The sequence below is a fragment of the Ruminococcus sp. AM31-15AC genome (assembly GCF_003462045.1).
Taxonomy (GTDB): Bacteria; Bacillota; Clostridia; order Oscillospirales; family Ruminococcaceae; genus Hominimerdicola; species Hominimerdicola aceti.
Window position 1 is genome coordinate 79,359 of record NZ_QTYG01000002.1, and the last position, 21,400, is coordinate 100,758.

General features: G+C 44.1%; 19 protein-coding genes and 1 pseudogene. 11 read left to right on the forward strand and 9 right to left on the reverse strand.

The features are described from left to right. The first annotated feature begins 41 nt into the window (after nt 1-41). From rpoD to DW793_RS01200, 3 genes are read left to right on the forward strand one after another with little or no spacing between them, the layout of a single operon-like run. Nucleotides 42-1,142, forward strand: coding sequence for an RNA polymerase sigma factor RpoD (gene rpoD, locus DW793_RS01190; RefSeq protein WP_022288278.1), 1,101 nt, complete (start codon nt 42-44; stop codon nt 1,140-1,142). A 16-nt stretch (nt 1,143-1,158) separates the two neighbouring features. After that, nucleotides 1,159-1,617: an RrF2 family transcriptional regulator gene (locus DW793_RS01195; RefSeq protein ID WP_022288277.1), complete on the forward strand. Its 459-nt coding sequence runs from the start codon at nt 1,159-1,161 to the stop codon at nt 1,615-1,617. After that, nucleotides 1,589-2,452, forward strand: coding sequence for a glycoside hydrolase family 25 protein (locus DW793_RS01200; protein WP_118156827.1), 864 nt, complete (start codon nt 1,589-1,591; stop codon nt 2,450-2,452). Before DW793_RS01195 ends, DW793_RS01200 begins: the two co-directional genes overlap by 29 nt. A 113-nt stretch (nt 2,453-2,565) precedes the next feature. Here the strand turns inward: DW793_RS01200 and DW793_RS01205 are convergent, their stop codons facing one another. Beyond that, nucleotides 2,566-2,814, reverse strand: a complete 249-nt coding sequence (locus DW793_RS01205; protein WP_022288275.1) for an AbrB/MazE/SpoVT family DNA-binding domain-containing protein — start codon at nt 2,812-2,814, stop codon at nt 2,566-2,568. Between the two features lie 206 nt (nt 2,815-3,020). Here DW793_RS01205 and DW793_RS01210 point away from each other — a divergent pair, with 206 nt between their 5' ends. The 8 genes and pseudogenes from DW793_RS01210 to DW793_RS01245 all read left to right on the forward strand — a co-directional run bounded on the left by DW793_RS01210 (nt 3,021) and on the right by DW793_RS01245 (nt 12,326). Further along, on the forward strand, nt 3,021-3,593 hold the full coding sequence (locus DW793_RS01210; RefSeq protein WP_147342140.1) for a nucleoside recognition domain-containing protein: 573 nt from the start codon (nt 3,021-3,023) through the stop codon (nt 3,591-3,593). Continuing rightward, nucleotides 3,580-4,098 (forward strand): spore maturation protein, encoded by a 519-nt coding sequence (locus DW793_RS01215; protein ID WP_041337233.1) that lies wholly within the window; start codon nt 3,580-3,582, stop codon nt 4,096-4,098. Before DW793_RS01210 ends, DW793_RS01215 begins: the two co-directional genes overlap by 14 nt. A gap of 67 nt (nt 4,099-4,165) precedes the next feature. Next, the gene (gene hcp / locus DW793_RS01220) at nt 4,166-5,728 is read left to right on the forward strand and encodes a hydroxylamine reductase (protein ID WP_118156829.1); all 1,563 of its coding nucleotides are present in this window, start codon (nt 4,166-4,168) and stop codon (nt 5,726-5,728) included. 804 nt (nt 5,729-6,532) lie between these two features. Next, a pseudogene (locus DW793_RS14980) lies at nt 6,533-7,479 on the forward strand (DUF2130 domain-containing protein). Nucleotides 7,480-7,508: 29 nt separating this feature from the next. Next, a complete protein-coding gene (locus DW793_RS01230) occupies nt 7,509-8,369 on the forward strand; it encodes a YitT family protein (RefSeq protein ID WP_117863264.1) in 861 nt (286 codons plus the stop codon). A gap of 199 nt (nt 8,370-8,568) precedes the next feature. Then, complete coding sequence (cdaA, locus tag DW793_RS01235) at nt 8,569-9,414, forward strand: diadenylate cyclase CdaA (protein WP_118156830.1); 846 nt, start codon at nt 8,569-8,571, stop codon at nt 9,412-9,414. Further along, entirely contained in the window at nt 9,402-10,673 is a 1,272-nt protein-coding gene (locus DW793_RS01240; RefSeq protein WP_118156831.1) for a CdaR family protein, read from the forward strand. The genes cdaA and DW793_RS01240 overlap by 13 nt, the downstream gene beginning before the upstream one ends. Nucleotides 10,674-10,733: 60 nt before the next feature. Next, on the forward strand, nt 10,734-12,326 hold the full coding sequence (locus DW793_RS01245; RefSeq protein WP_118156832.1) for an NAD(P)/FAD-dependent oxidoreductase: 1,593 nt from the start codon (nt 10,734-10,736) through the stop codon (nt 12,324-12,326). Between the two features lie 154 nt (nt 12,327-12,480). Here the strand turns inward: DW793_RS01245 and DW793_RS01250 are convergent, their stop codons facing one another. From DW793_RS01250 to DW793_RS01285, 8 genes are all read right to left on the reverse strand, one after another. After that, nucleotides 12,481-13,917, reverse strand: coding sequence for a hypothetical protein (locus tag DW793_RS01250; protein ID WP_118156833.1), 1,437 nt, complete (start codon nt 13,915-13,917; stop codon nt 12,481-12,483). Between the two features lie 465 nt (nt 13,918-14,382). Further along, entirely contained in the window at nt 14,383-15,264 is an 882-nt protein-coding gene (locus DW793_RS01255; protein ID WP_118156834.1) for a peptidylprolyl isomerase, read from the reverse strand. Between the two features lie 11 nt (nt 15,265-15,275). After that, nucleotides 15,276-16,691: a cysteine--tRNA ligase gene (gene cysS / locus DW793_RS01260; protein ID WP_118156835.1), complete on the reverse strand. Its 1,416-nt coding sequence runs from the start codon at nt 16,689-16,691 to the stop codon at nt 15,276-15,278. Between the two features lie 25 nt (nt 16,692-16,716). Then, a complete protein-coding gene (gene cysE, locus DW793_RS01265) occupies nt 16,717-17,433 on the reverse strand; it encodes a serine O-acetyltransferase (RefSeq protein WP_390624593.1) in 717 nt (238 codons plus the stop codon). Nucleotides 17,434-17,683: 250 nt separating this feature from the next. Next, nucleotides 17,684-18,262: a CDP-diacylglycerol--glycerol-3-phosphate 3-phosphatidyltransferase gene (pgsA, locus tag DW793_RS01270; protein WP_118156836.1), complete on the reverse strand. Its 579-nt coding sequence runs from the start codon at nt 18,260-18,262 to the stop codon at nt 17,684-17,686. Nucleotides 18,263-18,278: 16 nt separating this feature from the next. Beyond that, complete coding sequence (rimO, locus tag DW793_RS01275) at nt 18,279-19,607, reverse strand: 30S ribosomal protein S12 methylthiotransferase RimO (protein WP_118156837.1); 1,329 nt, start codon at nt 19,605-19,607, stop codon at nt 18,279-18,281. A gap of 309 nt (nt 19,608-19,916) precedes the next feature. Beyond that, nucleotides 19,917-20,765, reverse strand: a complete 849-nt coding sequence (locus DW793_RS01280; RefSeq protein WP_118156838.1) for a hypothetical protein — start codon at nt 20,763-20,765, stop codon at nt 19,917-19,919. An 11-nt stretch (nt 20,766-20,776) separates the two neighbouring features. Beyond that, entirely contained in the window at nt 20,777-21,397 is a 621-nt protein-coding gene (locus tag DW793_RS01285) for a regulatory protein RecX (protein ID WP_118156839.1), read from the reverse strand. Nucleotides 21,398-21,400: the final 3 nt, after the last annotated feature.

The following is a 21,400-nucleotide window of genomic DNA, read 5'->3' on the forward strand; positions in this document are numbered from 1 at the left end:
AAAGATCAACCGATGTAAAAATTGAGATTGGAGTGTTTGAAATGACAGACAAGAAACAGATACTTGATAACCTTATGGAACACGGCAAAACTACAGGCAAGCTCACTACAAAAGAGATAACTGACGCTCTTGAAAAGCTCGACTATGACGTCGAGCAAATGGACAGCTTCTATGATAGCTGTGCCGCAAATAACATTGAGATAATTGATGATATCATCACCGACGACAGCCTTGACATGGTAAACCCGGAAGACGATCTGGATCAGGACGGCGTTGATATTTCCCTTTCAACTGACGGGATCGCTATCGACGACCCGGTTAAGATCTACCTTAAGGAAATAGGCAGAGTGCCGCTTCTTACCTCCGAGGAGGAGATACAGCTTGCAGAAAAGATGTCTAGCGGCAATGAAAAGGACGCTAAAAAAGCAAGAAAAAGACTTGCAGAAGCAAACCTCAGACTTGTTGTTTCTATCGCAAAGAAATATGTGGGCAGAGGAATGAGCTTCCTTGACCTTATCCAGGAAGGCAACATGGGACTTATCAAAGCCGTTGAAAAATTTGACTATACAAAGGGCTTCAAATTCTCCACATATGCCACATGGTGGATAAGACAGGCTATAACAAGAGCGATCGCCGATCAGGCAAGAACTATCAGAATACCTGTACACATGGTAGAAACTATCACGAAGGTAAAGAAAGTATCCTCACAGCTTCTCCACAAGAACGGTCATGATCCGTCACCAGAGGAAATAGCAAAAGAGCTTGATATGAGCGTTGAAAGAGTAAGAGAGATAATGCGTATCGCTCAGGACCCTGTTTCTCTTGAAACACCTATCGGTGAGGAGGAGGACTCACATCTTGGCGACTTTATCCCTGATGATGACGCTCCGGCTCCGGCAGAAGCCGCTTCACTTGTGCTTCTTAAAGAGCAGATAAATCAGGTGCTTTCCACTCTTACAGAGAGAGAAGAGAAGGTGCTCAGACTGCGTTTTGGTCTTGAGGACGGACGTTCAAGAACTCTTGAAGAAGTAGGTCAGCAGTTCAACGTTACCCGTGAGAGAATACGTCAGATAGAGGCAAAGGCTCTCAGAAAGCTCCGTCACCCTAACAGGAGCAACAAGGTAAGAGATTATCTTGACTAAGTTTCGGAGGAAATAAATGTTTATAACACTTGAGGCGGATTACGCAGTAAGAATAGTATCCGTTCTATGCCGCGAAAAAGACAAAATGGACGCAAAAACCATTTCCAATGATGCCTGCGTTACACTTCGATTTGCGCTGAAGATACTGAGAAAGCTTGTTGCGGCTGATATAGTGAAGTCATATAAAGGCACGCAGGGGGGCTATATCATAAATAAAGACCCTGCACAGCTTACCTTGAAAGACGTTCTTGAAGCCATAGAGGGTACATATTATTTTTCAAGATGTCTTTCCCCAGACTGCACCTGCAACAGAGGTGCAGACGGTATCTGCTGTTATCAGAAAGCTTTTAACGAGATATCTGAAATGGTAAGGAACAAGCTTGACACATATACCTTTGCGGAGCTTATCGCAAATTCTGAGGAATTTAACCGAGAGGATACTGCTAATGAAACGCAGCAAGAAATTCAAGCTTGACAAGGAAGCTATAAACAAAATAGACAGCGAGTATGACAATCGTGACCTTTCAAACTACACAAATTACGAGGTATACGAGGAAGAAAAGCCGCGTCACAGATTTCTGAAAAAGCTCGTAAAACGGCTGATAATACTGTGTGCAGTTGTGCTTGTGATAAACCTTGCGGTGCTTTTGTATACAGGCAGACTGTGGTTCAATGAGCCGAAAAAGCGTGACTATCCAATAAGAGGACCTGTTGTAACAGAGTCAATGGGTGAGATACGCTGGAAGAGTTTTGCTAAGCAGAATATCCAGACCGCCTATATAAGAGCCACCAAAGGCTCTACCTTTGAGGACGGTGCGTTCCGTGACAACTGGAACGGCTCAAAGGACACTGATATATCAGTGGGAGCATATCATGTGCTTGAGCTTGATACTGACGGCACTGAGCAGGCAGAGCATTTCATAAATGCTGTGGGCGAGGATCTAAGCGGCAGGCTTATCCCTGCAGTGGAGGTAAGACTGAGAGGACTTTACAGAATTTTGCCACCTGACTATTACGAAGCCGCAGATAACCTTGCAGACTTCTGCGACAGGATAGAAAAGCAATACGGCGTAAGACCTGTCATATACTGCACAGAACGGACGTACAAAAACATCGTTGCTTCAGACAGCAGATTTAACAAGGACAAGATATGGTATGAGAGCCTGTTTTCAAAGCCTGACGAGGATATGGATTGGACGTTTTGGACTTATACCAACCGTGTAAAATTCTCATTCTATGAAAGCGGCGAATATCTCCACATGACGGTATTTAATGGCAGCGAAGATGATTTCAAAAAGCTTATAATATAAAAAAGCGTGTATGTTTTTTTGCATACACGCTTTTTCTATCACATAAAATAAAAACAGGACAAACACTTTCATGTCCGTCCTGTCTGTTTCATAATATTACTACAAATATGTAATTACTTAGCTTCACCCTTGAGCTCTGCCATACAAGCTGCACAAATTGTCTTGCCCTTGTATTCAACGCACTCTTCACCGCTTCCGCAGAAGATACAAGTTCTCTGGAACTTCTTCAGAATGATCTTGTCATCATCTGTATAGATCTCGATAGCGTCCTTAACAGCAAGGTCGTAGGTTCTTCTGAGCTCGATAGGAAGAACTATTCTTCCAAGCTCGTCAACTTTTCTTACAATTCCTGTAGATTTCATAAAATCAATCCCCTTTAAATTAATTTGAAACACAAAAATAGTATTTCATTTAACATAAATCTTATGATAAACATATTATAACAAACATAATTACATTTGTCAAGCGTTATCACCAAAATTTCACACTTATTGTCAAAGTTTTTTATATATTAACTTGATATGAATACTAATTGAAAGGAGTGTTAATTATATTAAGCGTAATAATTGTGATATTGTCCCTATCCGCCTTGTTATGCGGTTTTCTTAAAGGCGACATGACAGCAGTATCAGTGGCTTCTCTTGAAGGCTGTAACAAAGCGGTGGAGCTTGTCATATACTTGAGTGGCTCGATGTGTCTTTGGGGCGGACTTATTAAGATATGTGAAAAGGCTGGCATAACAGCGGTCATTGCACATATGCTATCCCCTGTCACAAGGCTACTATTCAGAGATGCCGCACACTGCCCTGAGGTCATGAATGCCGTGACAATGAACCTGACCGCAAACCTTTTAGGATTAGGCAATGCCGCCACACCCTCAGGCATAGCCGCCGTGAAAGCCATGCAGAAGCTTCCGCCTGCGGCACGAAAGAAGTGCATTTCTATGCTTGTGGTGCTTAACACAGCTTCCATTCAGCTTATCCCCTCCACCATTGCGGCAATGCGCCTTGAACACGGTGCAGTATCCCCCTTTGACGTAACACCTGCTATCATTTTCTCCTCCCTTATCTCCGTGACCGCAGGCTGTCTTATGGTCTATGCCCTCAACCTCAGAAAGGACGAACGCCATGAATTTCGGTGACATTTTCGTGCCTGCGCTTATGGTTTTTATACTTTGCTATGGGCTTGTGAAAAAGGTGGATATAGTGAACGTGTTCTGCGAGGGTGCGACTGAAAACCTCAAAATCGCCGTGGGGCTGATACCAATGCTCATTCTGCTTATGACAGCAGTGGGAATGTTCACATCATCAGGAGCAGCTGATATTATAGCAAAACTGCTCCGACCTGTGACCACCTTTCTGGGCTTTCCGGAAGAGTGCATACCCCTTGCCATAGTCAGACCCATTTCAGGGAGCGGCGCACTCGCCTGCCTTGAAACCATTCTTTCAAGCGTTTCCCCTGACAGCTACAGCGGACGTGTGGCAAGCGTTTTAATGGGGTCAACGGAAACGACATTCTACACCATAGCAGTATATTTTTCAGCCATAAAACAAAAGGCTTATCCCTCAGTATTTGCGGCGGCGTGCCTTTCAGACCTTATGGGATTTGTGTTCTCTGCACTTGCAGTTAGGCTGTTTTTCTCATAAAACGCAGGAATAAATTTCACATATCGGTACATAATAGACCTATCACAAATATACGGAGGTCTTACCAATGAAAGATATGTTTTGTTTCCAGTGTCAGCAGACTGCACACAACACAGGCTGTGACGGAAAAGTAGGCGTATGCGGCAAAAAAGCCGATACAGCAGTTTATCAAGACGAGCTTATCGGTGCACTTATCGCCCTTGCAAACGCAGCAGAAAATGGCTCGTCAACTGAAAAAACAGATATGCTCATACTCAAAGGGCTTTTTACGACTATCACGAACGTGAACTTCAATAATGTCACCATAAAACAGCTCACAGAGGAGATACACATTGAGCGAAACCGCATCAACTCTCAGAAGTTTGATGACTACGACATGAAAAAACTGTGGAACGATCATGAGGATATCCGCTCGCTGAAATCACTTATCCTCTTCGGAATAAAGGGTATGGCGGCGTATGCTTATCACGCACATGCACTTGGCAAAACTGACAGCGAGGTGACAAGCTTTTTCTACAAGGCTCTGCGTGCCATAGGCAGTGAGAACGACCCTGAAAAGCTGTTGGGGCTGGTGCTTGAAACAGGCAATGTGAACCTGAAATGTATGGCACTTCTCGACGCCGCAAACACTGACGCATACGGCGACCCTGTCCCTACAGAAGTTCCACTGACCATTGAAAAAGGGCCTTTTATCGTCGTGAGCGGTCATGATCTACACGATATGAAACTTCTCCTTGAGCAGACCAAAGATAAAGGAGTGAATATCTACACCCACAGTGAAATGCTCCCTGCCCATGGTTATCCAAAGCTCAAAGCCTATCCGCAGCTAAAGGGCAATTTCGGCACAGGCTGGCAAAATCAGCAGTCGGAATTTCACAATATCCCTGCACCGATACTTTTCACAACAAACTGCATAATGCCTGTTCGTCAAAGCTACTGCGACAGAGTTTTCACCACCTCTATCGTGTCATATCCTGAGCTTGTGCACATTGGCGACGACAAGGATTTTACGCCTGTTATAGAAAAAGCCATTGAGTGCGGCGGCTATGACGAGGACAGAGAAATGACAGGCATGAACGGCGGTCACACAGTAACAACAGGCTTTGCACACAACGCAGTGCTGTCAAATGCCGAAAAGATAATAAGCCTTGTGAAAGAGGGCAGGATAAAGCACTTCTTCCTCATAGGCGGCTGTGACGGTGCGTCACCGAGCAGAAGTTACTATTCAGACTTCGCAAGGCTCACACCGCCTGACAGTCTTATCCTCACCCTTGCCTGCGGAAAATACCGCATAAACGATATGGATCTTGGCACTATCGACGGCATACCAAGGATACTTGACTGCGGACAGTGCAATGACGCATACTCAGCCATAAAGATAGCCCTCGCACTTGCCGAGGCGTTCGACTGCGGAGTAAACGATCTGCCGCTGACGCTTGTGCTTTCATGGTATGAGCAAAAGGCAGTGTGCATACTTCTCACCCTGCTTTCATTGGGCATAAAGAACATCTACCTCGGACCGACCCTCCCTGCATTCGTTTCAAAGGGCGTGCTTGACGTTTTGGTGGATAAGTTCCAGCTTACACCTATCAGCACCCCTGAAGAAGATATAAAGAAAATACTCGGCTAAATTTTCGCAGGAGCGTGATTTTTACGTTCCTGCTGAGAGTGCTGAAAAAAACAAGCAAGCGGGACGTCGAGGGCGCCGTCCCCTACAAATGACGTAGCTATTTTATGTAGGGGCAACCTTTGGTCGCTCGCTAACTATTGGGCTTTTCAACAAATTGGCAGGAGCGTGATTTTTACGTTCCTGCTTTTTTGTCGTAAAAAAATCTTCTTCATTTCTTGTATAGGAGAATAAAATATGGTATAATCATATTAAAGAAAAAACAAGAAATCGGAGGTACATAAAATGTCTGAAATAAAATGTCCCCACTGCGGAGAAGTATTCAAAGTTGATGAACAGGGCTATGCGGCTATCGTGGCACAGGTAAAAACGGCTGAGTTTGATAAAGAGCTTGACAAGCGTGTGGCTGATGAAAAAGACAAGGCTTTAAAGCTTGCTAAGCTTGATTTTGACAGCAAGTATACAAAGGCTGTCAATGATAAGGATATGGAGATACAAAAGCTGAAAGCAGCTGCGGCTAACGGTGAGAGTGAAAAGACACTCGCTGTCACAAAGGCTCAGGAAAGCACAAGAGCCGAGTATGAAAAAACGCTTGAACAGCTAAAGGAGCAGATAAGTCAAAACGAAAAGCTTATCGCACAGCTTACCGCTCAGACCAAATCTATGACCACAGAAAAAGAACTTGCCATATCAATGGCTGTGGAGAAAGCAAGATCGCAATTCAACAGCGAAAAGGATAAGCTCAGGCAGGAGATATCCCAGCGTGATATGCAGATACAGCAGCTCAATTCTGAGCATACTCTGCAAATGCAAAAGTCAGAAAATGAATATAAAGCGGAGATAACACGTCTTGAAACGGATATCAAAAATAAGGATACTGAAAAGGCTTTGGAGCTTACCACTGCACTTTCAAAAGTGGAAAGTGAGAAAAATTCCACTATCGCAGAGCTTAATGCACAGATAAAAAGTAAGGACGAAGCTATCGCATACTACAAAGACCTAAAAAGCCGTCTGTCTACAAAAATGGTGGGCGAGAGCCTTGAACAGCACTGCATGAACGAGTTCAACAAGATAAGAGCTACCGCATTCAGAAACGCTTATTTTGACAAGGATAACGACGCAAGCTCAGGAAGCAAGGGCGACTTTATCTACCGTGAATGTGATGAAAACGGTGTGGAGATAATATCCATAATGTTTGAAATGAAAAACGAGCAGGACACCACCTCCACCAAGAAAAAGAACGAGCATTTCTTCAAAGAGCTTGACAAGGACAGACATCAGAAAAATTGTGAATACGCTGTACTTGTTTCACTTCTGGAAAGCGACAGCGAGCTTTATAACGCAGGCATAACAGATGTTTCATATGCTTATGATAAAATGTATGTAGTCAGACCTCAGTGCTTTATACCGATAATCACCATTCTGAGAAATGCCGCCATGAATACCCTTCCTATAAGGAAGAGCTTGAAAAGGTGCGCAATGAGAATATCGACATCACAATGTTTGAGCAAAACATCAACACTTTCAAGGAGGGCTTTGCCCGAAACTATGAACTTGCAAGCAGACGTTTTGGCGAAGCTATCACAGAAATAGACAAGTCTATAGCACATCTCACAAAGATAAAAGAAAATCTTATTTCATCAGAAAACAATCTGCGCCTTGCTAATAAAAAGGCTGACGCTCTCACTATCAAGAGCCTTACCAAAAATAACCCTACCATGCAGAAAAAATTTGCCGAGCTTAAAGGAGAATAATTGCTGAATATGAAAGGAGTGGCAAAGCCATGAAAAAAGATATCAGAAAAGACATTTTCACAATTATCGCCGTGACTGTCGCCGCCTTTCTCATGGCGCTAAACACAAAGACCTTTGTAAACACAGGCGGCCTTTACCCAGGCGGAATGACAGGAATGTCCATACTCATACAGCGTGCAGTGAAACAGCTTGCAGGCATAATGCTTCCGTTCAGCATCATAAACATAACTCTGAACATAATCCCTGTGTATATCGGTTTCAGATTTATCGGCAAAAAGTTCACGGCTTTTTCCTGCGTGATGATACTGCTCAACAGCTTTTTCACCGACCTTATCCCCAACCACATAATCACTCAGGACGTGCTTCTCATAAGCATCTTCGGAGGAATGATAAACGGCGTTGCCATTAGCCTCTGCCTTAATCGTGGTGCAACATCAGGTGGAACGGACTTTATATCCATTTATCTTTCAGAGAAAAGCAATATGGACACCTTCAATGTTATACTTGGCTTCAATGCGGTCATATTGTGCGTTGCAGGCTTTATGTTCGGCTGGGACAAAGCACTGTATTCTATCATCTTTCAATATGCTTCAACAACCGTTTTGCATATGCTCTACAAAAAATTCCAGCAAAGCACCTTGCTTATCGTAACAAACAAACCCAAAGAGATAGCAGACGCTATTTATGCAGTGAGCCAGCATGGCGCGACCATACTTGACGGCGAGGGGTCTTATGAACACTGCGAGAGACAGATCGTCTATTCAGTAGTATCAGCGGCACAGACCAAAAAGGTCATACACGCTGTAAAAGAAGCCGATCCGAAAGCCTTCATAAACGAAGTAAAAACACAAAAACTCTCAGGAAGATTTTATCTACCAAAAGAGAGCTGATATAAAAGCGGACTGAAAAAAGGTCCGCTTTTTATTAAAAAAAATCTTGTTCAACCCTTGTACTTTGTGAAAAAATATGATATACTATTAATATATATAAAATCATCTGTATTTGTTTTGTTTTTTTCATTACATTTACAGAAATTATCGAAAGGGTGTGAACTATGCTTGACAGTATCGCTTATGTTATAAACGCTATTTGGGGCGTTTTTACATCAATAGTCTTAATGACATTGTCGATATTGCTATCCTCTCCTTTCTGATATTCCACGGCATAAAGCTTATTCGCGAAACAAGGGCGCAGCAGCTCACAAAAGGTATCCTTATACTTATAGGCTGCTACCTGCTTGCAGTATTCTTTAATTTGCAAACTATCAGATTTTTGCTGAAGATCTGCTTCCAGTGGGGCTTCCTTGCTCTTATCATAATGTTTCAGCCTGAACTCAGACGTGTTCTTGAAAAGGTTGGACGAACAAGTCTGGGCGGCTTTAATTTCTTTAGCTCAAGTGACTCTGACGACAACACCGAACATTGGAAAAAAGCTATTGACGCTATATGTGATTCTGCCGCAAGTCTTTCTTCCACCAAAACAGGTGCGCTTATAATCTGTGAGAGAAAGACAAAGCTTGGTGAACAGATAGCTACAGGAACGATACTCAACTGCATACCTTCAACAGCGATATTCGGAAACATATTCTTCCCGAATACACCGCTCCATGATGGTGCTGTAATAATCAGAGACGGAATAATACTTGCGGCAGGCTGTTTCTTGCCAAGGCCGCAGAAAGACGAACTTATAAACAAACAACTCGGTTCAAGACACCGTGCAGCTATCGGAATGAGCGAAAACTCTGACGCAATAGTCGTCGTGGTATCTGAGGAAACAGGCAACATCTCAGTTGCCGAAAACGGAGAGCTTACCAGAGGATATTCAAAGGACTCTCTGAAAAGGCTTCTGGACAATCGTCTTTTGCCTGAAAAGGACGCTAATTCCATTAGAGAAAATTCTTTTGCAGGAAGGGTGATTTCAAAATGGAAAAAGTAAAAAAGGCTAAAAAAGAAAATCGCCATGGTGCAGACTTTGGTCTGAGAATACTTTCCATAATCATTGCTGTAATAATATGGTTCGCCCTTTCTATCACTCAGTATCCTACAATAAACAAGACTATAACAAACGTCCCTGTTGTGTTCTCACTTGACGGAACGCAGGCAAAAGAAAAAGGACTTTCCGCACTCAACTATAAGGATATCTCCGTAGACGTTGAGATAAAAGGCATGAACTATGAGATAGGCAGCTATACTGCCGCAGATCTTGTGGCAACTGTCAATCTTGATGACGTAACAAAAGAGGGTACCTACGACCTTGACATTGATGTCAAGTCATCACATTCCACAGACAAGGTAACTGTAGTTTCTGTCAACCCTGACACTGTTTCTGTGGAGTTTGACAGACTTACCACAAAGACTATCCCACTCACCGCAGAAGCCCCGCTCATAAGCGCTGAGGAGGGCTATATCCTTAAAGAAACTACTACATCTCCAAGCGAGATAACAGTTGAAGGTCCGAAAAATGACCTTGACAACATAAGCAAAGCAGTGGCACAGATCTCAAAATCAAAGAAAATATCCGAGGACACGACTATCAACACACAGGATATCGTATTCTATGACGATGACGACAACGTTGTTGATCCATCTAAAATAGAAGTCAAGGATACGAAGTCTGTCGATGTGAATTTTGTTATCTACAAGAAAAAGACAGCAAAGCTAAAGGTAGATATCTCTAATTGTACGGATAATTTTGATGTCAACTCCCTGCCACTGAAGCTTTCCGAGGAAGAGATTTCTGTGGTATCGCCAAATCTTGACGACTCAGATACAGAAACGCTCACTATCGGCTCCATAAAACTTTCAGAGATAAACCTTGCAAAGGTGTTCAGCTTCAAGATCCCTCTCAACTCAGGTGAGATCAATATGAATGGCGATGAAAACGTTCGTGTATCCTTTGACTCAGATGGATACACCTCGAAGGAGTTCACCATAACATCAGACCATATCATCGCAACGGGCAAGCCGTCAGGCAAGTCCACTGAGATAGAAACAAAAAAGCTCACAAACGTCAAGGTCTACGGTCCTGAAGATGTGATAAACAATCTTAAAGACAGCGACTTATACGCTGAGGTCAATCTCAGCGACATAATTGACTCTGGTTCTTATGCTCGAGAGGCTATAATCTATTCACCGACCTACAACAACGTTTGGGGTTTCGGCAAAAACGAGATACAGATAGTTGTTTCAGACTAATAGGATTTTATCGGGACGATCTATTCGTCCCGATTTTTCGGTAAAAACGCAGGAGGATATATGCCAATAATAGTAAATCAAATAAGTTCCCCCCTTAACGCAACAGAGCAGGAAGTTATCTCCACCGCTCTGAAAAAGCTAGGCAGTGCCTCAAAGCACGCCATAGACTGCGAGATACACAAAAGTTCTCTTGATGCACGAAAGCGCAACGACATTCACTTTGTCCACTCAGTTTTCGTGACACTTGACAGTGCCGACCTTGAAAAGAAGCTTTGTGAGAAGAACACTTCCCTGACCTATGTTGAGCGCAGTGTTTACAAGCCTGTCATATCCACAGAAAAAGCAGAGGGCAAAGTTGTCATTGCAGGTTTTGGACCAGCAGGAATGTTTGCAGGACTTGCCCTTGCCGAGCAGGGATATAGACCGATTATTTTAGAGCGTGGCAGCTCAATGGAAAAACGCACTGCATCGGTACAGAAATTCTGGCTCACAGGCGAGCTTGACACCAATTGCAACGTGCAATTCGGTGAAGGTGGTGCAGGCACATTTTCTGACGGCAAGCTCACCACACGAATAAAAGACCCTCTTTGCAGATATGTTCTTGAACGCTTCGTGGATTTCGGTGCGCCGAAAGAGATACTCACCAAAGCTAAGCCGCATATCGGCACTGACAATCTGCGAAATATCGTCACGGCTATCCGAAAAAGGATAATAGAGCTTGGGGGCGAGGTAAGATTTGACACTGCTCTCACTGACCTGGCTATCGCTAACGGCAAAGTGCAGACTATATCGGCAAGCGGAAAGGACGAAAAAGTGTCTGCCGTTATACTTGCTATTGGTCATTCCGCAAGGGATACTTTTGAGCTTTTGCAGTGCAAAAACATCTTTCTGGAACCTAAGCCGTTCTCTGTTGGCGCAAGAATAGAACATAAGCAGGCGGCTGTTGACGAAAGCTTATACGGCGACCATGCAGGCAATCCACTTCTTCCAAAGGGCGAGTATCAGCTTTCATGGCGTGATAAAAACGGCAGAGGTGTTTACACTTTTTGTATGTGTCCGGGCGGTACAGTTGTGCCGTCGGCATCCGAAAGCGGAGGCACTGTCACAAATGGCATGAGCGAGTTTGCCCGTGACGGTGAAAACGCAAACGCTGCAGTAGTTGTGGCCGTTACCCCTGACGACTTTGGTCACTGCCCGCTTGACGGAGTGGCTTTCGCACGGTCTATAGAGCAAAAAGCTTATACTCTTACAGGCTCATATAAAGGCGCAGGCACGACAGTTGGCGGATTTCTTGATGGCAAGCCTGAAATAGCAGGCACAGTTTCACCCACCTACGCACTTGGCTGTAAGGCGACAGAGCTTCGTGATGTATTTCCTAAATTCGTGACTGATATGCTGGAGGGCGGCTTGCAGAATTTCTCACGGAAAATGAAATGCTTCGGCGATAAAGGTGCAATGCTCACCGCACCTGAAACCCGTACCAGCTCCCCTGTTCGCATTACACGAAACGCAGATATGGTATCTCTCTCAGTGGAAAATCTCTATCCCTGCGGCGAGGGTGCAGGCTATGCAGGAGGCATAATGTCCGCCGCCGTTGACGGTCTTAAAGCCGCAATGCAGATAATGTCAAGACAAGCACCGTGTGATAAATAACCAAAAAAAGCCGTTTACTGTACGAATTTTTGTACAGCAAACGGCTTTTTATTGTAGGGGCGAACACTGTTCGCCCGTTTACCTACACTCGTTTATATAAGCCGAAATATCACACAAAAAGGGACGGCAAAACCGTCCCTTAAATTTTTGGATATTAAAGCTCAACTGGCTCGAATCTGATACGGATATCAGGAAGCTTCTTGATCTCTGTGTAGCTGTTCATAAGTCCGTCCTCAATAGACAGATCATTCTCACCGCTTGCAGGAGGAGCAAAAAGTCTGAGAGTCAGATCAGCCTCACCCTCCAGCGGCTTCTCAAAGAAAGCTGCCATAAGGTCGATCGTCTTTGCCTCAGGTGACTTATAGAACCACTTGCCGTTTATCTCCATCATGATGTTTGAATCATCATCAAATGTAACCTCGCAGAAGTGTGGATTCTTTTCAAAGTGGAGAGGGATCTCAAGACCCTCTGCGTCCTCAGAACCGCCCCAACGAAGCGTGCATGGCAGTGTAACCTCGTCGCCTCTTGTCATTGCAGGCTTGAAGAAATCATCGTGGATAATCTCCTTGTATGTCTTCATAACAGGCTGCTCGATACCGCAGTCAGCATAGTTAGGGTCCTGAATCTCAAGACCAAGACGTCCTCTGTCTCTGAACTGATAGAAAGTAAATCCTGAGAACCAGCTCTCGCCGTCAGCCTTGAGCATATCGCAGAATTCCTTTACCATTGCTGCCTGATCGTATGGACCTGTAACATCACCGTCAGCGTTGAACTCGCTCATTACCATTGGCTTTGTAACGCCGCCGTTTATCTCCTTGAATCTCTCAAAAGAACGCTTTGTCATATTGTATATGTCCTTGACCTTGCTTCTGCTGTGGCTTGTGCCGCCTCTTTCAGCAACGTCATAAGGCCAACCCCAGTGAAGAGCCATGTACTTGTCAACAGACCAGATGTCTGTCTCCTTGACAGCCTGTGAAAACTCTGCTTCCTTTTCGATCTCTTTCTTGTTAAGATCTTCAATGCCACCGATACAAAGAATAGTAGAAACGTTTGGTGCATGCTCTTTAAGTATCTTATTGAAACGGCAGTAGAAATCAGCAACTTCCTGATAAGTGCATCTCTTGTTGAATGAGAACCAGTTGCCTGTAGCTTCATGGTTTATTCTCAGAAGAAGTCTGCCGAAAGGTCTAAGGTCATTTGCGATAGCGATAAGCTGCTCGTCTGAAACGTGTGGGTCAACTGTGAGTGTGAGTGTAACGTCCTGTCCATGACGTCTTACATCTCTCATGAAGGTAAAAGGCTCGCCCTCTGTGTTGCCCTCAAGACCGCCCTTGTACGTGAAATAATCATCATATGGATAATCCCATGCAAAAGAAACATCTTCGTCTTTCATTACCTCAGAAATTCTTCCGGGGAACTCCTTATCCAGCGGATAGTAGCAGTACATAAGGCTTATGCTTCTGTGTGGTCTGCCCATTTTGTTGAGAATATAATCCTGATTTACATACTCTCCACGCTCAGAGCCGTCGCCCAAATCAACAGCACATTTTGCCTTACCCATATGCAATGAATAGATCTTGTATTCGCTCATAAAATTTCCTCCTATTTTAAAGACAGGACTTTCCTGCCTATTCTGTTACTAAAAAATTCGTTAATATCGTCCAACACCCTTGAAAGCTCAACTCTCGGCTCAACGCACATAAAATCCAGGCACTGCGGAATTTTTTTCACACATGGACTTGGTTTTAAGTTTACCACAATAAGCTCATAAAGTCAAGAACTGTGGCTCAGCTAACGTTATTAATGTAATTTACAATATAAGCCGTCATGCCTAATATAATAAATTCATGTTTCATATTCTTATATTAAGTATAAAATCTTCTGATTTTAAGCCTTGGTTCATACGAAAACAATGTTAAAATCTTTATGTTCTAAAGAGTAGTATAGCAGAGCTTAATACAAATTTATAGTGAAATAAACAAATAAATAATGAATTTTCAGTGAATATAAAAAGCGAACAGGCATCCACCCGTTCGCTTTAATTGATATGATTAAATTACATCTCCGAGCTTGTGTCTGCACTGTCGACCGCACTCTCAGAAACCTCAGAACTATCCGCACTGCCTGCAAAAGCATTGCTGTTTTTATTCTCTCCGTAGGTAGACATATACACCTTTGTGAATTGTATGTCCTCCCTAGGCTTCAGCGTCTCAGAGTCAGCCACATCAGCACCGCATATCTCGTCATAAATATCCAAGCCATCATAAACCTGACCGAAAACAGTATACTGCTGAGAGAAATTAAGCACACCGCCATATTTCTCAAAAGCATCGGTGATATCCTCAGGGATATTGTTGCTGTCTGCAAGCTTGCTGTCAAGCTCCGCCTGCTCCTCCTCGGTAAGGTCATAGTTATCAACAAAAAGAAGATAGCTGTTTGAAACCTTCTTCTTGCTGAACAAGTGACCTTGCTCCTGAGTGTATGCACAAAGCGCACCTTTTAAAGGCCACAGGTTTTTTGAATACTCCGCCTCGATAGTGGTAGTGTCAGTGTCAGAAGTTGTCTGACCGTCAGCCTGCTTTGTTCCGCCTATAAAATACACACCGTCCTGCACCATGCTCACATAAGTGCCGTCATAGTAGCCCTTTTCCACAAGTCCAGTGAAAAACTTGCAATAGTTCGGTGCTTCATCAGGAAAAAGCACAGCCTTGAAAGTTCCCTTGTTTGTTTCAAAAACCACCACAGGGCTGTCATCGGCAGGTTCGTCCATCTGTATCACCTTTGCGTCAGTATAGTCTATATCATTCTTGCCGCTACTGGTACAGGCATAAAATAGAACAAAGATTATAACAAAGCAAATTGCTATAAGTGAAAACTGAAAATACGTCTGAAACTGTTTTCTGCGGGATGGACCCAGATCCTGTTTATTTTTGCTCATTTAACGCTCCTTTACTTTTTCTTTATCTTTGTGCCCTGTCTTGTTTCCTCAACGATATAGCCAAGCTCGCCTATCTTATCTCTCAGCTCGTCAGCCTTAGCAAAGTCCTTTGCCTTTCTTGCAGCCTTACGCTCCTCAACAAGCGCCTTGACCTCCTCAGGGATATCCTCTTCACCGTCAGCACTGAGCTTCTTTGCAGCTTCTATCAGACCAAGTGAAAGCACCTTGTCAAAATCCTCGATAAGGGCAAGCTTTGTTTCATTGTTAGTGTCAGCTTTAAGAACGTCATACAGAACAGTGATAGCATTTGAAGTGTTTATATCGTCATCAAGTGCCGCCTTGAAGCTACCCTTGAACTTCTCAAAATTCTCAAGCTCCACTACCTCGTCAGGCTTCTTGTCAGCCATAAGCTGTGCTATCCTTGCAGTGAGCTTGTTGTATGCTGTCTTTGCATTGTCAAGGTTTTCGTATGTGAAAACAAGTGACTTTCTGTAGTGTGACTGCAAGCAGAAAAATCTGTATACCAGTGGGTCATAGCCCTTTGACTCCAGCAGTGAAACAGTAAGGAACTCTCCCTTAGACTTTGACATCTTTCCGCTGTTTGTGTTAAGGTGCAGGATATGGAACCAGTAGTTGCACCATTTGTGACCAAGATAAGCCTCAGACTGTGCTATCTCGTTTGTGTGGTGTGGGAAAGCGTTGTCGATACCACCGCAGTGAATGTCAAGTCTTTCGCCAAGGTGCTTCATGGAGATACATGAACACTCGATATGCCAGCCAGGGTAGCCCACGCCCCAAGGGGAATCCCATTTAAGCTCCTGATCATCGAACTTAGACTTTGTGAACCACAGTACAAAGTCAGCCTTGTTGCGCTTGTTTGTGTCCTCCTCAACGCCCTCACGAACGCCGACCTCAAGATCTTCCTCATTAAAGTTGTGGAAAACATAATACTCTTTCAGCTTTGAAGTATCAAAATAGATATTTCCACCTGCCTCATAAGCATAGCCCTTGTCCATAAGAGCAGATATCACCTTGATAAAATCACCAATACAGCCAGTTGCAGGCTCAACAACGTCAGGCCTTTTGATATTTAGCTTCTTGCAGTCCTCAAAGAAAGCGTCAGTGTAGAATTTTGCGATCTCCATAACAGTCTTATGCTCACGCTTTGCGCCCTTGAGCATTTTATCATCGCCTGTATCGCCGTCAGAAGTAAGATGACCAACGTCAGTGATGTTCATTACTCTCTTTACGTCATAACCGTCATAGCGGAGATACTTTTCCAAAACGTCCTCCATTATATAGCTTCTCAGATTGCCGATATGGGCATAGTGATAAACTGTAGGACCGCAGGTATACATTGACACCTTGCCCGGCTCGTTTGGTACAAATTTTTCGATCTTGTGAGTAAGCGTGTTATAAATGTTCATTTATCTTTACCTCTTTCCTTATATTTTACTGCTCTTTATTTCCGATCTTTTCAAGCTCAGCCACTCTCTTTTCCAGCTTAGCTATCTGTATTCTTGTCTGGCAAAGCTCCTGAGCCACAGGATCAGGGATATGCACCTGATCGAGATCGCAGGTACGCTTACCGTTCTGCTTAACTATCCTTGCAGGCACGCCCACAGCCGTTGAGTTTGCAGGCACAGGCTCAAGAACTACCGCATTTGCGGCTATCTTTGCATTGTCCCCCACAGTGAATGGTCCAAGAACCTTTGCACCGCACCCTACCATAACATTGTTTCCAAGGGTCGGGTGTCTTTTACCGTGGTCTTTACCTGTTCCGCCAAGGGTACAGCCCTGATACAGCAGGCAGTAATCGCCTATCTCAGCGGTCTCACCTATAACAACACCCGAGCCGTGGTCGATAAGCAGACCCTTGCCTATCTTAGCACCTGGGTGTATCTCAATACCTGTCAACATTCTTGCAAACTGCGAAATACATCTTGCGATGACCTTGTGCTTGTGAACATAGAACCAGTGCGACACCCTGTAAAAAGCCACAGCGTGAAGCCCCGAATATGTGAGGATCTCCAGCGTGCTGGTTGCCGCAGGATCTCTGTCCTTTATAGTCTGAATATCATGCTTTATATTTTCCAAAATCGTCATATCTATCTCTCCCTTTCTAAGAAAAAACCTCCGGAATGGCGTTTCACCACTCCGGAGGCAGATTATGATCTACGGTCCCACTCCGATTTCCTGTACAAAATTTTGTACAGCTCAATATCTTTAACGCAGACCCTACGGAGAGGAATACTAAGCTTTCGCCGTTGTTCGCTCCCTGCTGTCAGCCGCACTTCACTGAAAGTCCTTGAAGCCTTGCACCAAACGGCTCCTCTCTGAAAATTACCTCACAGCTACTCTTGCTGATACGCATTTATATATTAAGTTATCATATGCCGCAACACGTCGGCAGGCCACATTATTTGCCCGAATCTATATACTTCCAGTATCCCTTGAGATAAACCGCACCGGAAATAACGGTAAGCACAACCGCTATCCAAATGAGTATCTCGTTTACAAGGAATATCGGTGTTCCCCAAGTGAAATCAGGGCTTCCCTTTGGTGCAGGAAAAATTATCTGAAGCACCATTATAGCGATAAGTGCCACCATAGTGAAAGCCGTTTTCAGCTTGCCCCATATTCCTGCAGCGACCACAACGCCCTCGCTTGCCACAACAAGTCTAAGAACCGTTACCATAAACTCTCTTGCAAGTATCAGTACCACCGCAACAGGGTCTATCCAACGTTCAAATGTGAAGCAGATAAGCGCCGTCATAACAAGAAGCTTGTCTGCAAGTGGGTCAAGAAACTTTCCGAAAGTAGTAACAAGATTGTGCTTTCTTGCTATCTTACCGTCAAACCAGTCTGTGATAGACGCAGCAGCGAACACGATAAGCGCAAACACCATGTGATGCGGTATCTTGAAAAGCAGCACGAACAACAGAAAAAACGGTATCAATATTACTCTAAGCACTGTAAGTTTATTTGGCAGGTTCATATCAAGTTCCTTTCATCTACATTTTTGAGCCGATAAGGTCATAATCCATAGTATCGTCAATTTTTACCTTGACATACTCGCCGACCCTAACTTTATCCTCGCTCAGGAAGAATATCTTTCCGTCTATCTCAGGTGCGTCCGCCTGACTTCTGCCGTAGTAACACTCGGCATATCTGTCAAAGCCTTCACACACCACCTCGACTTCGCTGTCGAGAGCAGCCTCATTAAGGCTGTCGGAAATGATCATCTGTTCTTCCATTATTATCTCCGCTCTGCGCTCTCTGTCCTTCAAAGGCACCTGATCTTCAAACTTCTCCGCAGGCGTACCCTCCTCAGGCGAGTAAGCAAAACAGCCGAGCCTTTCAAAGCGAATTTCCTTTACAAACTCGCAAAGCTCCTCGAACTGTTTCTCAGTTTCCCCTGGGAAACCTGTGATAAGAGTTGTCCTCAGCGTAACGTTCGGTATCTTTTCTCTTATCTTCTTTATAAGCGCCGTAAGGGTCTCTCTGTCCCCATGGCGGTTCATTCTTTTAAGTATGGTCTTGTCGCAGTGCTGTATAGGCATATCAAGATACTTTACAAGCTTGTCCTCTTTAGCGATAACGTCCAGCAATTCGTCCGTTATCCTCTCAGGATAGCAATAAAGCGTCCTTATCCACTTGAAGCCGTCTATCTCACAAAGTGCCGTGAGCAATTCAGGAAGCATAGACTTGCCGTATATATCCTCGCCATAGCGTGTTGTATCCTGCGCCACAACTACAAGCTCCGTCACGCCGTTCTCAGCCAGCCATCTGGCTTCCTTGACGATATCCTCCATGCGTCTGCTTCTGTATTTTCCTCTTATAGACGGGATAGCGCAGTAAGTGCAGTTGTTGCTGCAACCCTCGGCTATCTTTATATACGCATAGAAAGGCTCAGTAGAAATAATTCTTCCGCCCTCCATTGAAAGCTCAGTTTTTGCGCCATAAGAACAGACCGCCTGCTTATCCAGCAGTATCTCTCTTATAATATCGCAAATTTTTCCGTTAGAGCCTATTCCCACAACAGCGTCAAGCTCAGGGATCTCCTTTTTCATTTCGTCACGGTATCTTTCAGCAAGACAGCCCGTAGCTATTACCGCCTTTATCCTGCCCTCCTGCTTGAGAGTACAGAACTCAAGTATAGTGTCTATAGCCTCCTGTTTAGCCGACTCGATAAATCCACAGGTATTTATAATGACCACATCAGAAAGGGCTGCGTCAGAAACTATCTGAAAACCCTCCTTGCGCAGATCATAGAGCATATGCTCAGCGTCCACCTGATTTTTAGGACATCCGAGAGAAACCATTCCCACTCTAGTTGCCATGAAAAAATCTCCAATCCTACACCGCCAACGGACGGCATAAAGTATCACAATAATCTATCTTATTATCTCACTTTTACACAGTTTTGTCAAGCCCTTTTAGTCACTATTGTATGACAAAAATCAAAATATTTATGAAATTTCCACAAAGCCAAAAGCATACAGAAAGTAAGTCCGGCATGATCCCAAAAGAAAACCCCGAAAGCTGCAACTTTCGGGGGTTTCATTTGTGTGTCACTGTGAACACAATCAATCTCGTGGTTACCTATATTATACACCACGCAATTTATTTTGTCAAGCACTTTTGCACCGTCAGTTTTTCTTCTCAGGATATGTGACCGTTATCTCAGCCCCTGCTTCCTGCGACCAAACAACATAATCAAGCTTTCCTTCATCAATAAAAACAGTGAAATATGTATCCTTAAGCTCATCAGGAAGCTGTTCCTTTATCTTTTCTATGAACTTATCCGTCTCTGTGGAAATGTAGTTCATGTACTCAAACTTGTAGCTCTTGTCTTTTGAAAGCTCCGTGACCGCCTTTTCTGCCGCCTCATATACCGCCTGAGCGTTAGCCTCAGCCTTTTCCGAGTTTTCGTCAGTGATTATGCCGTCTGCGTAAGCCTGCGCCTTTGATCCTGCAAAGCAAACTTTCCAATCATTGTCCTTGTCAAGCACCATAAGAATATACTGCGATGACGTGACCTCTCCCTCAGAGCTGTCATAAGCTATGGTCACATAAAGCTCAGCCGCCTTTGAATACTCCTCCGAGATGTTCACCTTGTCGATAAAGCCGCACTTATCCTTGTCAAAGCTATATCTTACTCCGCTTATCTGCTCGTCCTCACCGTATTCATTGTCGCCGCCCATGTTCTTTTTCATATATTCATAGTCAGCGGCATAATCGTCTGTCATAAGCTTTACCATTGATTGGTCAAACTCAGCGTTTGCGGCTTTAAGATACATTGCCGCAACGTCCTTTGCTTCTTCAAGCGGGTCAGCGGCTTCTTCGCTTTCCGTATCAGTTCCCTGCGTTGTCACAGCGTTCTCACTGCCCTGAACATTTTCCGCAGGCTGAGAGCTGTCTGTGCCGTCAAAGCTCAGCGAACAGCCTGTCATGACTGCCGCACTCAGTATAGCCGCCGCAAAAATGATCTTTTTCATTCTTTGCTCCTTTATTCGTCGCTGTACTCCTGTTTTATGTCAGCAAGCACCTCTTTTATTATGTCGTATGAATACCCCAAACGCACAAGGGCGTTTTTTACCTTTATGTCACCCTTTTCTCCGTCAAGATATCTGAGATACTTTCGCTCCACAAGCTCATACAGCCGCTCGTATGTACCCTCGCTGTATTCCTCCAGAGCCTCCTCTATTATAGGCTTCGTAAGCCCTTTCTGTCTCATTTGCTGATAAGCACGGTAATATCCGTATTTACGCACTTCCACATAAGTCCTCGCAAGCCCCTGAGCATACCGCCTGTCATTGACCGTCCCAAGCTCCAGCATCTTATCCATTACAGCGTCGCATATCTCCTCGCTGTAATTTTTCTCAAGCTTCTTGTAAAGCTCCACATAGGAATAGTCCCTATAGTCAAGGAGATACAAAGCCCTTTCCTTAGCCTTTCTGAACTCGTTGTCAAAAACTATCTTCTCCCAAGCAGACTCAGGCATATCAAGCCCTGCTCTCAGACCATAGGCAGACACTATCTCGTAGTTAAGAAAAGCCGTTCCGCCCTCCTCAAACTCTATCATGTATGTGCTGCCCTTGTATTTTGAAACGCCCGTTATTTTAAGCATTTA

Excerpts from the sequence above, each read along its gene's own strand:
- rpoD (WP_022288278.1), top strand. The coding sequence starts at position 42 with ATGACAGACAAGAAACAGATACTTGATAACCTTATGGAACACGGCAAA.
- DW793_RS01195 (WP_022288277.1), top strand. The coding sequence starts at position 1,159 with ATGTTTATAACACTTGAGGCGGATTACGCAGTAAGAATAGTATCCGTT.
- DW793_RS01200 (WP_118156827.1), top strand. The coding sequence starts at position 1,589 with ATGAAACGCAGCAAGAAATTCAAGCTTGACAAGGAAGCTATAAACAAA.
- DW793_RS01205 (WP_022288275.1), bottom strand. The coding sequence starts at position 2,814 with ATGAAATCTACAGGAATTGTAAGAAAAGTTGACGAGCTTGGAAGAATA.
- DW793_RS01215 (WP_041337233.1), top strand. The coding sequence starts at position 3,580 with ATGAATTTCGGTGACATTTTCGTGCCTGCGCTTATGGTTTTTATACTT.
- hcp (WP_118156829.1), top strand. The coding sequence starts at position 4,166 with ATGAAAGATATGTTTTGTTTCCAGTGTCAGCAGACTGCACACAACACA.
- DW793_RS01230 (WP_117863264.1), top strand. The coding sequence starts at position 7,509 with ATGAAAAAAGATATCAGAAAAGACATTTTCACAATTATCGCCGTGACT.
- DW793_RS01240 (WP_118156831.1), top strand. The coding sequence starts at position 9,402 with ATGGAAAAAGTAAAAAAGGCTAAAAAAGAAAATCGCCATGGTGCAGAC.
- DW793_RS01245 (WP_118156832.1), top strand. The coding sequence starts at position 10,734 with ATGCCAATAATAGTAAATCAAATAAGTTCCCCCCTTAACGCAACAGAG.
- DW793_RS01250 (WP_118156833.1), bottom strand. The coding sequence starts at position 13,917 with ATGAGCGAATACAAGATCTATTCATTGCATATGGGTAAGGCAAAATGT.
- DW793_RS01255 (WP_118156834.1), bottom strand. The coding sequence starts at position 15,264 with ATGAGCAAAAATAAACAGGATCTGGGTCCATCCCGCAGAAAACAGTTT.
- cysS (WP_118156835.1), bottom strand. The coding sequence starts at position 16,691 with ATGAACATTTATAACACGCTTACTCACAAGATCGAAAAATTTGTACCA.
- pgsA (WP_118156836.1), bottom strand. The coding sequence starts at position 18,262 with ATGAACCTGCCAAATAAACTTACAGTGCTTAGAGTAATATTGATACCG.
- rimO (WP_118156837.1), bottom strand. The coding sequence starts at position 19,607 with ATGGCAACTAGAGTGGGAATGGTTTCTCTCGGATGTCCTAAAAATCAG.
- DW793_RS01280 (WP_118156838.1), bottom strand. The coding sequence starts at position 20,765 with ATGAAAAAGATCATTTTTGCGGCGGCTATACTGAGTGCGGCAGTCATG.
- DW793_RS01285 (WP_118156839.1), bottom strand. The coding sequence starts at position 21,397 with ATGCTTAAAATAACGGGCGTTTCAAAATACAAGGGCAGCACATACATG.